Below are 12,432 nucleotides of genomic sequence, written 5' to 3' on the forward strand. Positions count from 1 at the left end.
CATTGATTTCAGCAATGACGGTGGATGACCTAGCTTGCTATGAGGCGCTTGCGCCAGTCCCGAGGGGTGCAGTTGAATTTCTCTCGAAAGGCTCGGCTAAAATGTGCGACATCGCTGAATCCCCAGCGAAAGGCGATTTCGCCGATAGATCGATTACGGAGCTGATCGTTGTTCAGATCTGCCCCACATCTATCAAGTCTCAGGCGCCACACTGTTCTCATGAGGGTTTCCGGTTCCTTCGAATAGAGCTCATACACGTAACGGGTTGACAGGCCGACTCCTCTCGCAATTGCTTCGGCGTCTAATTCAGGGTCATCAACGTGAGCATCGATAAACTGATTGATACGCTGCCGATGCATTTCCTTCAGTCGATCTGGAGATAGGTCATGGCTTTGTTCCAGTGACAGCAACGCTGTCGACAATAAGTGCGGCAAGGTTCCGGCAATTCGATCCGCTACGCCTTCACTCAGTGTGGGTGCTAACTCAAACAGCTGGTCGAGTACTCTACCGAACAGCGTACCCACGCCCTGTCTTGCGTCTATGGCAACGGCTGTAAGGTCATCAATTATCGGGACTAAAGCGCGTAATGGTGCGATGGGCAGATACACTGAGCGCGTATGGATTTGCCCGGTTTTTATGTGAAAAGCTCGGCTGGGATCCACTATGAAAATTTGCCCGGCCTGTATATAGCTTGTCCTTCCACCTTGGGAGACCTCTGCTTCACCTTCCTCCTGGAGTGTGACGAGTAATCTCGATGGAGAACGCAGATGCGTATCTGATGGGGCGCTGGAAGTTGAGTGCGCCGAGAACCTCAACGACGCGAACTGCAGGTTACGACCACAATAAGCGGAAAATTCGCTACAGAAAGGCTGTGAATCCGTGGGTCGTACGGACAATCCTATGGCAAAGTTATCTGCCATGACGCGTTGAAAATCCGCGCGTCCCATATCATTTCTTATTGTTTGCATGGGCCTGTGATACTCCAGATAGCATGGCCACAAAAGTCGGTCTGGGTGGCCTGTGTCTAACGATACGCGATTGATGAGACCTTACAAGCCGAGGACGTGGCAGGCGGAGCTGGCATCAAACTCTGGCGCACGCCCAGTCAAATACAAAGCGTTGCGAGGCGGTCAGTATCGTCGAGATGTACCATCCGATGACCACCAAAAAACATAAAAAGGCAAGCGGAGCGCGCAGGCGTGAGGATGGAAGCCCGGCAAGGCCGAGACTTGGCTCCGCCAGGCTCGGTTCATGACAACCATCCCCGCAGGGGCACGCTTATACCCAAACTGGTAACCCGTGCAATCGCTATCTCCTCAGCAAGCCTCTAAGGTTTTCTTGCGCGTAATGGCCACCTCTCCATGATGAAGATTGCTGACTCTAGATGCACTCCCGTGCAAGGGGGGACTCATCCTTCCTTTCTCGAGAGGTCAGTGAGTGCTGAGGCTAGCGCAGCCGCCTGCTGAGGCGTGAGCCTAAAGCGCGACTCATCGATTTTGATGGAAATTACGCCATTGGATTCTGTATCCAGGAGAACTGCGTAGCTGTTGTCATCGTCTATGACTTCACCCTCGGCAGTGCCGGGCCGAGTGAAGACGGCGAGCCTAATTTCGTCTAAGTCACCTTCGGGCGAACCATCCTTGAACGTGAAGAATCTGTTCGGGGGCAGCTCTGTACTCATAGTCGATATTCCTCAGAAAATAAGTTGCATGACTATTTAAACGGAGGCGAAATTGAAAACTTGAGTAGAGGGTTAAAAAACGACCTTGTCTACAGAGCACTTCCGAGAAAGGAGGATTGGTAGGCCTGAGAGATAGCTGTCATCATCTAGGCTAGGATCGCGGATATTTGAGATCAAAATCAAAAAGCGGCTGCCTCATGGGGTTTTTTTGAGCCGGGCTAGACCTTGCTTGATATGTCCGGCGTTTTCGCCAATGGCTTCAAGAGCGCCACGAACGTTATTTCCTACATCCGCATGTCCGTGGGCCTCCACATGGAGTGTCAATTCCATGAGTGCAGCTTCGAGAGCGAGCTGATTTTGATACATTCTTTCCAGAACGTCTGATAACGAATATTCGCTTGCCATTTTCCCTCTCCTCTCCTTGGAATCATCTGAGCATATCCGTTGTGGCACGACCTAGGGTATCAAGCGCATCTCGCGTAGTTTGTCGAACACATCGAAAAATGCTTGATCGCTCGCTTGGTAGGCAGTGAAGCCCATGGCACGGCTTTTCGACATATCCGTTACTACTTCGATTGGTCGACCGAGGTCTGCATCGGTATGCCATGGGGATATCAGGCGACCAATATCGGATTCTTTCAAGCCGTTTTCCGCGACTATTTGCGTCCATACGGCTTGATCGTCAGCCATCTGCTTCTCAAGAGGGGAGAGTGAAGCGGGATAATTGGGGGCAGGCAAGTCGAAGTAGTCGGCAATTCGGCTCCACATCCATTTCCAACGAAATACATCGCCGTTAGTGACGTTGAATGCTTGATTGGCCGCAGCCGGTGTGGTGGCCGCCCACAGTTGTTGTTTCGCCAACTGCCGGGCGTCCGTCATATCGGTGAGGCTGTCCCACTGCACCCTTGATCCGGGAAACACAAAAGGGCGATTGGTCTGTTTGCAAATCGAGGCATAGACGGCGAGGGTAGTTGCCATGTTCATAGCATTACCTACAGCAACCCCGGTGACGGTATGCGGGCGATGAACGCTCCATGTGAAGCCGTCCTTTTCAGCAGCAATGAAGAGTTCGTCTTCTTGGGCGTAGTAGAAATTCTCAACGTACAAACGACCCTGCTCTTCGCGGAACGGCGTTTGCGGGAGGCTGCCTTTTCCATAGGCTTCGAATGGGCCGAGGTAGTGTTTCAGGCCAGTGACCAACGCTACGTGCTCGACGCTCTTGGCTGGGCGAATGGCGGTGAGCACATTGCGAACCATCGCGGCATTAACGCGAATGTTTTCGGCCTCCGTGGCTTGCCGTGACCATGTGGTGATGAACACATGAGTAGGTTTCAGATCCGCAAGCGCATCTTCCAGCGAAGCTGGATCTTGGAGATCTGCCGCGACGGGGATCACGTCTTGCGATTGCGACGGGTGCCTCGATAGCGCGGCGACCTGCCACTTGTTGTCGATTAGTAACTGAGTGATGGCGCTGCCGACGATGCCACTGGCGCCCACAACCAAAGCTGTCTGGGTCATACGTTTCTCCTGGATTTAGATTTGGGAGTCCTCCTAAGTAACAGAGGTTCAACCTAAACCGGATCCGTATGGGCATCCGTCGTATGCGAGGCGGATCATTCGCATCAAATGACCGCCCTCCATCAACCACCTTGTAGTTCTGGCTGGCCAAGTGATTTTGGTTTGAGTACAAAAAGGGCCTGATACGGCTCTTTTTTGTTCATCTTTTGCTGCGCCGACAGCGCTCCGAGCAGTAGCGCACTTCCTCCCAGCAGCGTGCCCACTTTTTCCTCCATGTGAATGGAAGTCCGCAGGTAAGGCAGGCTTTAACTGGGAGCTCACTCTTCCTCAAAACGACTCCCATATGTCGAGTCTGGCGAAAATCGTCTGGCCACGCTACCAGAGAGATTTTTTTGGGTTCTACCATTTATGTAGGGCTGCCGTGACACGCGCCTGAGAGCAAGGTCTAACAGCGGCAGGGTCATGGGCGCTCTCTGAGAAGCACAAGCTCCTGCTTGACGTGGCCAGTATTTTACCAATGTTGCTGAATGGGTGATCGCCTATTCCGCGAAGCAGAATTCTACTTGCAGGGCATTCGTCGCTGAGCGATTACTTGAGGGGCTAGTAGAAGGACTTGCCACTAGCAACTCATCGCCCGACGAAATCGTCAAATTTTGCAGAATTCCGTCATGGGCTAGACCCACCAGTTCTTTTTGAGTCTGGCGCAGCAAAGCGTTGACCGGCTGGCCCGATTCGGCGCAAAGAGTAATGGCTACTAGGGTAAGAGGATTTACATTGAGCTGGCCACTTAGCGCGGTGATCATCTCTAACGTCGGACTTGATTGACCGCGCTCTAGTTTCGAGACGTATGTTCGACTGCTGACTTCTGCCAGGTTCCGCTGAGTCAGTCCTTTACCAGATCGCATCGCTTTAAGCACGGCAGCGAAGGCATTTTTGAGTGACATAAACGCGTTCCTGATTTGAGCCAGTCCCTTCGAGCATGGATAACCTGGAAGGAGCCATTCTAGTTACGTGCAAGCCTATCATGATATGCCTGGATTCCATGCTCCAGTGAAGCAGAGATGAAACTTGTAGCTTGCTTGAGCTATGTACGCAGAAGTTGGCTATGTACCGTGCTATCAGCAGCCGGTATTTCGTTCTTCAGGTGGGTATGTGCAAACACCCATGTGGCCGTTGCAAAGGATGCAAGCAACGCAAATGAAGTCAGGATTTTTTCGCGAAATGAGCTGGCATTTTATTACCTCTGGTTCACGACGATTAAAGGTTTGATGCGGATTCACTCGGTACTGCTGAGGCCAAATGGCCCCAGCACTTATGCCAATCAAAAGTCCAGGGTGAGCTCGGCGTACAAAGCACGCCCATCACCTGGAGAGTGCAAAGATGCATGGGAAGCACCTTGGCCTTTCTTTGAAGATCGCAATCTAAAGCCGTGCTCAAACCAAGTCAGCAGGTTGCATCGTCAGGATGATTTTTCCAACGTTTTCGGAAGATTCCATTCGGCGATGGGCATCGGCAGCTCGTGACAGCGGGAAAGTGCTATCAACTACCGGCTCCAGACTTCCAGCGCCATCGAAGCGATCAAGCCAATGCTCGCGGAAGCGCTTGATCATGTCGTGCTTCTCTGGCTGTGTGCGGGACTTCATCACCGTACCCATGATTTGCAAGTGACGGTAAAGGATATGCTCCAGCTCGACGCTGACCCTGCCGCCTCCGCCCAAGATGCCGACCTGGACAAGCCGGCCTCCATGAGCAAGTGATGCGATGTTGCGTGCAAAGTAGAGCTCGCCAACGAAATCAATGACGATATCAACCCCTCGGCCATTGGTTTTGTCTGCGATTACTTTAGCAAAGTCCTGCGTCTTGTAGTCAATGGCGACATCCGCGCCTAAATGCTCGACACGCGCCAGCTTTCTGCCTTCGGTTGTCGCATATACCGTGGCTCCGGTGGCGTATGCCAGTTGGACGGCGGCAGAACCCACACCACCCGCAGCGGCATGGATTAATACCGAGTCGCCAGACTTGAGGCGAGCCAGGTGCATCATTGCTTCATGGGCGGTGACGAAGACCTCGGGAATAGCCGCTGCGTGCACATAGTCCAACTGCGCAGGTATCAGCATGGCCATGCGGTAGTCGATGCGTGCAAGCTCGGCATAGGCCCCACCTCCAACGACGCCCATTACTCGATCACCGACTTCGAAGCCCGAGACCAAATCACCCTTGGCGATTACCTCACCTGCGATCTCCAGCCCGATAATCAGTGAGTCACCAAAATTAGGATTACCATAGCCGCCGGTTCGGTGAGTCAGATCTGCACGGTTCACACCAGCGGCATAAACCCTCACCAGCAAGTCAGTCGGGCGTACTTCAGGATTGGGAACATCTGCTAGCTCAAGTACATCTGCCGCGCCGAACTCTCTAATGTTGATGGCTTTCATAATCATTGTTCCTCCGGTTCGGTAAACGTGGCATTGGCGATAGCGGATGCGGTAATAGCGCCTGGAAAACCTACGTAGAAAGCCAAGTGAGTGATCGCGGCGGCGATTTCGTCATGGGTCACCCCATTGGTCAACGCTCTTCGCAGATGCGCAGGCAACTCTTCGGAGTGACCACCGGCAATCAGTGCTGCGACTGTGATCAAGCTGCGGTCGCGTGGAGACAGCGCCGGATCGCTCCATATTTGCGGGTACAGCGTCGAATCAACAAATTGCGATAGCTTGGGTGTAAACGCCCGGGCCGCTTCACGAGGGCTGTTGAAATTGATATTGGACATGATGATGCTTCCTTAAACCTGGCTGATGAATTTGTTGGTGAGGTAATGCTCGATGCCTTCAATGCCACCTTCCGAACCATGGCCACTTTCTTTCATGCCGCCGAAAGGAAGTTCAGTGGCGACGATGCGGTATTGGTTGATACCGATCATCCCGGCCTCTAACCCGTCAGCGGCATCGATGGCAGTCCGAGCGCTAGAAGTGAACGCATAGGCTGAAAGCCCGTATGGCAGGCGATTAGCCTCCTTCAAACCATCAGCCAAGTGATCGAATGGCATCAGCACGGCGATTGGCCCGAACGGTTCTTCATGCATGACTCGGGCGTTCATAGATACATCCGCCAACACGGTGGGCTCAAAAAAGTAGCCGCTGCATTCCAGGCGCTTACCACCGGCCAATACGCGTGCACCTTTGGCAACTGCATCAGCCACCAGCTCTTCCATCTTGGCGAGCTGCCTTGGATTGGCTAGCGGCCCGACCTGGGTGCCAGGCGTCCGGCCATCACCAATTTTCAACGCGAGGGTGGCCGTCACAAAGTGATCAACAAATCTTTGATAGGCGCCACGCTGAATCAGGAACCGCGTTGACGAGATGCAGACTTGACCAGTCCCGCGAAACCGATTGGCAACACCTTCGACGGCTGCTTTTTCGATGTCTGCGTCATCGAATACCAACACCGGCCCATGGCCTCCCAATTCAAGGGTGATCGGCTTGACGCCCTCGGCAGCGCGGGCTGAAAGCAGCCGACCGATGGGTACAGAACCTGTGAAGGTCACCTTGCGGATGATGGAGGAAGCGATCAGGTGGCTGGACACTTGATCCGGCACGCCAAACACTACCTGCAGCACGCCTTTAGGCAATCCTGCGTCATCTAGAGCTCGTGCCAGGGCCAGCGCTGTGGAGGGGCTTTCTTCACCGGGTTTGAGAATGACACTGCAACCTGCGGCCAATGCCGCCGAGAGTTTGCGAGCTGGGGTAATAGCCGGAAAATTCCAAGGCGTGAATGCAGCAACTGGGCCGATAGCTTGGCGTTTTACCATTTGCAGCACACCAGGACGGTTGGCCGGGACTACACGGCCATCAATACGGCGGGCGCTTTCGGCAAACCACTCGAAGTATTCAGCCGCACGCGTTACTTCATCCAGGCTTTCCCCGAGCGGTTTGCCTTCTTCAAGTGTCATTTGCTCGGAAATATGTGGAGCCCGTTCCAGGATGAGATCGGCGGCTCGTTTGAGAATCTTTGCGCGCTGGTCAGGGACGGTCTGGCGCCATTGTTCAAAGCTCAGTTTTGCCACTTCGAGTGCGTGATCAAGGTCGCCTGCTGTAGCGAGTGGAACGCGCCCTATCTCACGTGCGGTTGCGGGGTTAACGACAGCGGCGGTTGCGCGCCCTTCGGCACTGATCCATTCTCCACCGATAAAAAGATAAAGCGGGTCGTAAGACGTGTTCATGGGTTTGCCCTTCGGTTGGTCTATCAAAAGTTCGTACAAAACTCGGCGCCTGGGTTGTCAGCCTGCAGTGCTTGTTCTGGCGCCCTGTGCAACCAAGTCTATGGAGTACGAGCCGTTTGATTTAGCCGGCAAGGAGGGAATCATTGTTGTGTCTGGAGGTAATATCGAGCGCAGCCAGGAGCGTGTAGCATCTGCAATCACCGCCCACGTTACGCGGTGAAGGCAGTCCGGCTCGAGGCTCAAGGTTTCAATGGTTCTAGGGTCGCGTACTTCTGAAGTGAAGAACGCTTGGAATTAGATCGATAGGTAGAGTTGGATGGATAAGCTTACGAACATGTCCGTGTACGTGAAAGTTGTTGAGATGGGCAGTTTCACTGCTGTGGCAAACCATCTGGACTCTACGGTTGGCAACGTCTCGCGTGCGGTTTCCGCGCTTGAAAACGTGCTAGACACTCGCCTGTTGCAGCGATCGACCCGCCGGCTTTCGGTGACAGACGCTGGCCGGCGCTTCTATGAGCGCTGTACCAAAATTCTGGCAGACCTTGAAAATGCAGAGGCGGAGGCGAGTAACGCGGCGTTGAAACCTAGGGGAACATTGCGTGTGCATTGTGTGCCGGGGCTCGCGCGACAACTGGTCACCTCTGCCGTGCTGGAGTACCGCAGAGAATTCACCGATGTTACCGTGGATTTAATGCTTTCTCAGCGAATGCCTAACCTTCTAGAAGACCAACTGGACGTTTCGATACTGATTGCTCGAACGCTGCCTGACTCAGCGTACGTCAGCCAAAAAATCGGAGTAAGCCATTGTGTGCTGGTTGCGTCTCCAGAGTATCTGGAGCGACACGCTGCCCCTGCGACGCCAGAGGATCTCAACGATCATCATTGTCTGTTGTTGGGCACCGTCGATTACGTGCGGGATGAATGGCAATTGAAGAGCAAGACCGGGGATGCCACATTTGCCCCCAAAGGCCCGAGTTTCAGCGTCAATGATATGGACGCAATGGCGGTCGCCATTAGAGAGGGAGCAGGCATAGGTTTACTGGCCGGTTTTTCAGCCATTGAGGATTTGCGTTCAGGCAGGCTAGTGCGTGTGTTGCCCCAGTATCATACCTACGAACGCAACGTTTACGCCGTCTACACATCACGCCAGTTCATTGATGCAAAAATCGCTCGCTTCATCGACACGTTAAAAAATCGGGTAGGTACCGAGCTGATGAATACCGCTCAGGAACTCATTGCTTGAAGAAAGCCAATTAAGGCTTGAAGAGGTATTGCAGTTGCAGTGGAGTAAAGTTACATAATGCCAGGCATGAATCGCCTCGCAGACGAAAACCAAAAGTTAGAAGTATTTAATTTTTTTGCGCCTCAGTGTAAAAACTGAGACGCAGTTATTTTAAGTTCTAATCAATTAGCCATTGCTGCAGCCACTTCCCATCACTTCGTATGCCAAAATATGCTGTTTGCCTTGTGAGTCTTCATAGGTCATGCGCATCGGTACCACGCCGCACACATCGGCTACTTCAGTTTGAGAGATTACTTTGGCAACGTCGAGATGCGTGGAATAGCTGTACTGCTCAATAGGAATTTGTTGGACTTGCACTGAAGTAGGGCCTTCCTGCGCCATAACCATAGCGCTAAAGCCAAAGAGTGCGATCATTGCTACTGGAACTTTCATGGGGGCTTTCCTTTAATATTTAAATCTGTATGGGTAATCGAAACTTGGTCGAAGAGACGCACGGAGTTAGTGATCTCTCTAAGCGAAAACTATTGTTTGCTGACGATTCAATCGACGTACTCGCCAGTTGTGCAACTGCTGGCTGTAAGTGGTTTGCTGCGCGACAGGACAAACTTTATTCCCGCCGGGCCATGGGGAAATAGACGCGAATTTGGGAAAGACTGTTATGCATTCAGACAATAATCGCGGATGAGCCTGAAACAGACGATGAGATGACTGTTGTTGGCGTAGCGCCCCAATCGATCTTTGCGCTCTCGTAGACCATCTCCCACGTCAGCTGCGTAATGCCTGATCAATTTCAGCCTCCACCAAGCTCACATTGCATAAGTCAGGTCGGCTCTAGGTCACTCGCAGTATTGTTGCGGGCAAAAAAAAGCCCGCGATGGGGAGTGCGGGCTGTGAATCTTAAAAGAAGCTGACGTCACCGTACGCCGATGGATGTGAAAAAATTGTAAGGGGTAATCATTCACTCTGTTTGAGGCGAGCCAAACCTTGTTTGATGTGGCCAGCGTTCTCACTAATTGTGTAAAGCGCACCACGGACGTTGTCGCCGACCTCCGCATGTCCCTGGGCTTCTACCTAGAGCGTCAGTTCCATCAGGGCAGCCTCCAGGGCGAGCTGGTTTTGGTACATTCTTTCAAGCACATCTGACAACGAGTATTCCTTTGGCATTGATGTGATCTCCTTCAGGGATGCTCAGCATAGCGCATCATAAAAAAGGTCAGGTGCTTCGCGGACAAATCCAGAGGCTCATCAACTTTGAACTAATCATTACGCCCGTCCCCCTAACTCCGTGCAGGTTGCTTTAAGCCCAGGTTTTTCTGGGTTACTCAATCACACACGAAGGTTTGGTGAATCATGAAGAGCGAACAGGTAGAAGGCGTTGTAGAAAAGGTTGCCGGCAAAGCCCAAAGCGCAGTCGGAAAACTGCTTGGTGATTCGAAGCTGGAAGCCGAAGGTGCGGGACGCCAAGCTGCCGGTCAGCTGACTCAAACCTATGGCGATGCCCTGGACAGCGTATCCACGTTCGTTAAAGAGAAACCAGTTGCTGCAATCGCGATTGGTGCAATTGCTCTGCTGGTTCTAGACCGTCTCTTTCGCCGCTGAGTAAGGAAAAGGACGTTTCGACAGGGGTGCTCCCTTTAACGCTTATCGCCTCCGTCCTCTAGAACTGTCCATCAGCGGGCTGCGGGGGTACGAGGGCAGGTATGCACAACTCACTTCCATCCAAGCAGCACGTCCAAATTACGACGAGGCTATTGGGCCACAAATCTCTTGGAAGGGTGACTTGGGGTCATTAGCAAGCGGAGCGCGCAGGCGGGAGGATGGAAGCCCACAGGGCCAAGACTCGGCAACATCGAGGCTTGGTTTACGACAGCCGTCCTCGTAGAGGCCCGCTCGAACTTGACTCCCTAGAGCGCTTTCAGGAGACGCTTAAGCGTCTGATGTTCCCAAGTGCTGAGCAACGCTATCGGGTCAGTACCAAAGCGATCTCCAGAGTCAAACGACCAGCGTCGCCCATCAGAGCTGATGCACTCTTCGCAGTAGTCGAGCGTGTCACAGTCGTTGTAGATCGATATCCGCCAACCCTCGACGCTCACCACGAAATGGCCCGCATAAATCTCATCCCAAGACGCCTGACTCACCTTGGTCATCGTCCGTCGCTCGAAGGCGACCTCTCGCAATACCTGGCATACCTCTCTCGCTGAGATCTCCGCCGTAGTGTTTCCGCTAACGCTACTTACTTGGGATGAACGAGCTGCCGCTCTGGCCTCTTCTAGCCTTTGCTCAGCGTACATAGCCGGATCATCAACTGGCAGTGGATAGCCTGCAGCTGAGAGAGCTTCGGCGCGCTCTTCAATGAGCAAACGCTCCGGATCGCGAACTGCTTGGTAGGCTCTGCCTGGCACGCATTGAGCTACGTCAATTCGCGGCTCTCTAGGACTTAATCTCCAGCCAGCATCTTCTGGGTGCTTGGTTAGCTTGTAGCCACAGCAATTAGGCACGTGGTTGGTGATCTCGTACTCGCGCCACTCGGTCATTGCCTGGCCATCGATTGTCAGCGGGTTGCGCTTGATCAGCCACGCGACGGCATTGATAAGTTGCCCGTGCGAAAACACTACGATGTCATGAGCAGGATGCACTGCAAGTCGATCCAGGAAAGACTTAGCTCGAGATATAAAGTCTAGAAATGACTCGGCGCCTTCCCCGTCCGTGAACGCGGGGTCTGACTTGGCCCAGTATCTCTCCACCCAATCTCGTCTCTGGGCTACGGTCGTGTTGAAACACCGTGCAGGTTCAAGGTACGTGAACTCGTGGATGGGCCATATTTCGAACGGCGCTGAGGGGAAAGCAGCGAGTGTATGCATCGCCGTTGCTTGAGCTAGGGAAAACGGAGAGGTAACAATCAGACCTGGGGCTTGGACGAATGACCCGGCCACTAGGCGCGCTTGTTCGACACCCTTTGGCGTAAGAGGGATGCTCGAGTGATCCAGGCTGGCTTTGCCGGCGTTGGCCGCGCTTTCACCGTGCCTGATTAGCCTGACATGCTTCATCGAAAACTCTCACAGGCTGGCACGCAGCGCGTTCCATCCATTTCTGATATTGGCTGCTTATGACGTAGAGCCAATGGATTGTTGCCCCAACGATATCAGAATGCTTTGGTCAGTGGTCTGCATGGGCAAGTCGGGAATGGTGGGTGTGGAGAGCCTCTGAGAATCCCGACAGCACTGTAGTGAGAAAACTATTCCTTGTGCCAGTAACGCTGCACAGTGGAGGCAGGTAAACCGAGCTTGATCACTGTCTCGCGCTGAGTCATGCCCGCAACCTTGCACTCTCGTACAGCAGCCAATTTTTTCTGGGAAACCTGAGCTCCCGACGGTCTGCGTACCAACTCGCCATTTTCTATTTGGCTTGCGAAATCGGCCAAAAAACGTGGCGAAGAAAACTCGCGTACTTCCGTTTTTACTTCGGCCAGTAACTCATGAGGCGATATTTTTTCGCGAAGACTTGTTGCGAGCACCAGCAACGAGACGGTTCGGAGGTCAAGGATCTTTGCTACGGACTCGAGCGTTTCAAGCGATACGCTGACTTTACCGTTTTCAAGGTTGTTCACGTGAGTGGGGTCGATGCCAGTCGAAAAATCCTCTGCTTTCAGATCACGGGCACGTCTGAGAACGCGTAGGACAGCGGCAAGTGAGTCCCTAGCAAGCATTGGAATCTCCAAATGCGAGGATAAGGCCACATTGCTAAAACCCATTCCATCTAATATATTCAGCT

At 53.1% G+C, this 12,432-nt stretch carries 15 protein-coding genes and 2 pseudogenes; 2 read left to right on the forward strand and 15 right to left on the reverse strand.

The features are described 5' to 3' along the window. Window positions 1–29 precede the first annotated feature (29 nt). From DYL59_RS06815 to DYL59_RS06855, 10 genes are all read right to left on the reverse strand, one after another. The gene (locus DYL59_RS06815; protein ID WP_135288486.1) at window positions 30–968 is read right to left on the reverse strand and encodes an AraC-like ligand-binding domain-containing protein; all 939 of its coding nucleotides are present in this window, start codon (window positions 966–968) and stop codon (window positions 30–32) included. Window positions 969–1,408: 440 nt separating this feature from the next. Then, a complete protein-coding gene (locus DYL59_RS06820; protein ID WP_135288487.1) occupies window positions 1,409–1,681 on the reverse strand; it encodes a hypothetical protein in 273 nt (90 codons plus the stop codon). Window positions 1,682–1,876: 195 nt separating this feature from the next. After that, window positions 1,877–2,086, reverse strand: a complete 210-nt coding sequence (locus DYL59_RS06825) for a hypothetical protein (RefSeq protein WP_135288488.1) — start codon at window positions 2,084–2,086, stop codon at window positions 1,877–1,879. Window positions 2,087–2,137: 51 nt separating this feature from the next. Beyond that, on the reverse strand, window positions 2,138–3,199 hold the full coding sequence (locus DYL59_RS06830; RefSeq protein WP_135288489.1) for an SDR family oxidoreductase: 1,062 nt from the start codon (window positions 3,197–3,199) through the stop codon (window positions 2,138–2,140). 122 nt (window positions 3,200–3,321) lie between these two features. Further along, window positions 3,322–3,462 carry a hypothetical protein gene (locus tag DYL59_RS31350; RefSeq protein WP_167496659.1) on the reverse strand — a complete coding sequence of 47 codons (141 nt, stop codon included), beginning with the start codon at window positions 3,460–3,462 and terminating at the stop codon, window positions 3,322–3,324. Beyond that, window positions 3,399–3,530 (reverse strand): DUF2256 domain-containing protein, encoded by a 132-nt coding sequence (locus tag DYL59_RS06835; RefSeq protein WP_135288515.1) that lies wholly within the window; start codon window positions 3,528–3,530, stop codon window positions 3,399–3,401. The genes DYL59_RS31350 and DYL59_RS06835 overlap by 64 nt, the downstream gene beginning before the upstream one ends. A 208-nt stretch (window positions 3,531–3,738) precedes the next feature. Continuing rightward, window positions 3,739–4,143 carry a helix-turn-helix domain-containing protein gene (locus tag DYL59_RS06840; RefSeq protein ID WP_135288490.1) on the reverse strand — a complete coding sequence of 135 codons (405 nt, stop codon included), beginning with the start codon at window positions 4,141–4,143 and terminating at the stop codon, window positions 3,739–3,741. 489 nt (window positions 4,144–4,632) lie between these two features. Further along, entirely contained in the window at window positions 4,633–5,634 is a 1,002-nt protein-coding gene (locus DYL59_RS06845) for an NAD(P)H-quinone oxidoreductase (RefSeq protein WP_135288491.1), read from the reverse strand. Window positions 5,635–5,636: 2 nt separating this feature from the next. Beyond that, window positions 5,637–5,969, reverse strand: coding sequence for a carboxymuconolactone decarboxylase family protein (locus tag DYL59_RS06850; RefSeq protein ID WP_135288492.1), 333 nt, complete (start codon window positions 5,967–5,969; stop codon window positions 5,637–5,639). A 12-nt stretch (window positions 5,970–5,981) separates the two neighbouring features. After that, window positions 5,982–7,418 (reverse strand): NAD-dependent succinate-semialdehyde dehydrogenase, encoded by a 1,437-nt coding sequence (locus DYL59_RS06855; protein WP_135288516.1) that lies wholly within the window; start codon window positions 7,416–7,418, stop codon window positions 5,982–5,984. A 316-nt stretch (window positions 7,419–7,734) separates the two neighbouring features. On the opposite strand from DYL59_RS06855, the gene DYL59_RS06860 reads away from it, so the two are divergent. After that, window positions 7,735–8,661 carry a LysR family transcriptional regulator gene (locus DYL59_RS06860; protein WP_135288493.1) on the forward strand — a complete coding sequence of 309 codons (927 nt, stop codon included), beginning with the start codon at window positions 7,735–7,737 and terminating at the stop codon, window positions 8,659–8,661. A gap of 165 nt (window positions 8,662–8,826) precedes the next feature. Here DYL59_RS06860 and DYL59_RS06865 read toward each other — a convergent pair whose 3' ends face one another. Beyond that, a complete protein-coding gene (locus DYL59_RS06865; RefSeq protein WP_135288494.1) occupies window positions 8,827–9,093 on the reverse strand; it encodes a DUF2790 domain-containing protein in 267 nt (88 codons plus the stop codon). A 522-nt stretch (window positions 9,094–9,615) separates the two neighbouring features. After that, window positions 9,616–9,825 (reverse strand): annotated as a pseudogene (locus tag DYL59_RS31575) (hypothetical protein). Between the two features lie 186 nt (window positions 9,826–10,011). On the opposite strand from DYL59_RS31575, the gene DYL59_RS06875 reads away from it, so the two are divergent. Next, the gene (locus DYL59_RS06875; RefSeq protein WP_135288495.1) at window positions 10,012–10,260 is read left to right on the forward strand and encodes a CsbD family protein; all 249 of its coding nucleotides are present in this window, start codon (window positions 10,012–10,014) and stop codon (window positions 10,258–10,260) included. Window positions 10,261–10,565: 305 nt separating this feature from the next. Here DYL59_RS06875 and DYL59_RS32005 read toward each other — a convergent pair whose 3' ends face one another. From DYL59_RS32005 to DYL59_RS06885, 3 genes and pseudogenes are all read right to left on the reverse strand, one after another. Next, window positions 10,566–10,952: a DUF7693 family protein gene (locus tag DYL59_RS32005; protein ID WP_420359272.1), complete on the reverse strand. Its 387-nt coding sequence runs from the start codon at window positions 10,950–10,952 to the stop codon at window positions 10,566–10,568. Between the two features lie 147 nt (window positions 10,953–11,099). After that, window positions 11,100–11,708: pseudogene (locus DYL59_RS31585) on the reverse strand (histidine phosphatase family protein); the annotation flags it as partial. Between the two features lie 188 nt (window positions 11,709–11,896). Continuing rightward, entirely contained in the window at window positions 11,897–12,412 is a 516-nt protein-coding gene (locus DYL59_RS06885; RefSeq protein WP_135288497.1) for a helix-turn-helix domain-containing protein, read from the reverse strand. Between the last annotated feature and the right edge of the window lie 20 nt (window positions 12,413–12,432).

Source organism: Pseudomonas kairouanensis (genome assembly GCF_004682055.1).
Lineage (GTDB): Bacteria > Pseudomonadota > Gammaproteobacteria > Pseudomonadales > Pseudomonadaceae > Aquipseudomonas > Aquipseudomonas kairouanensis.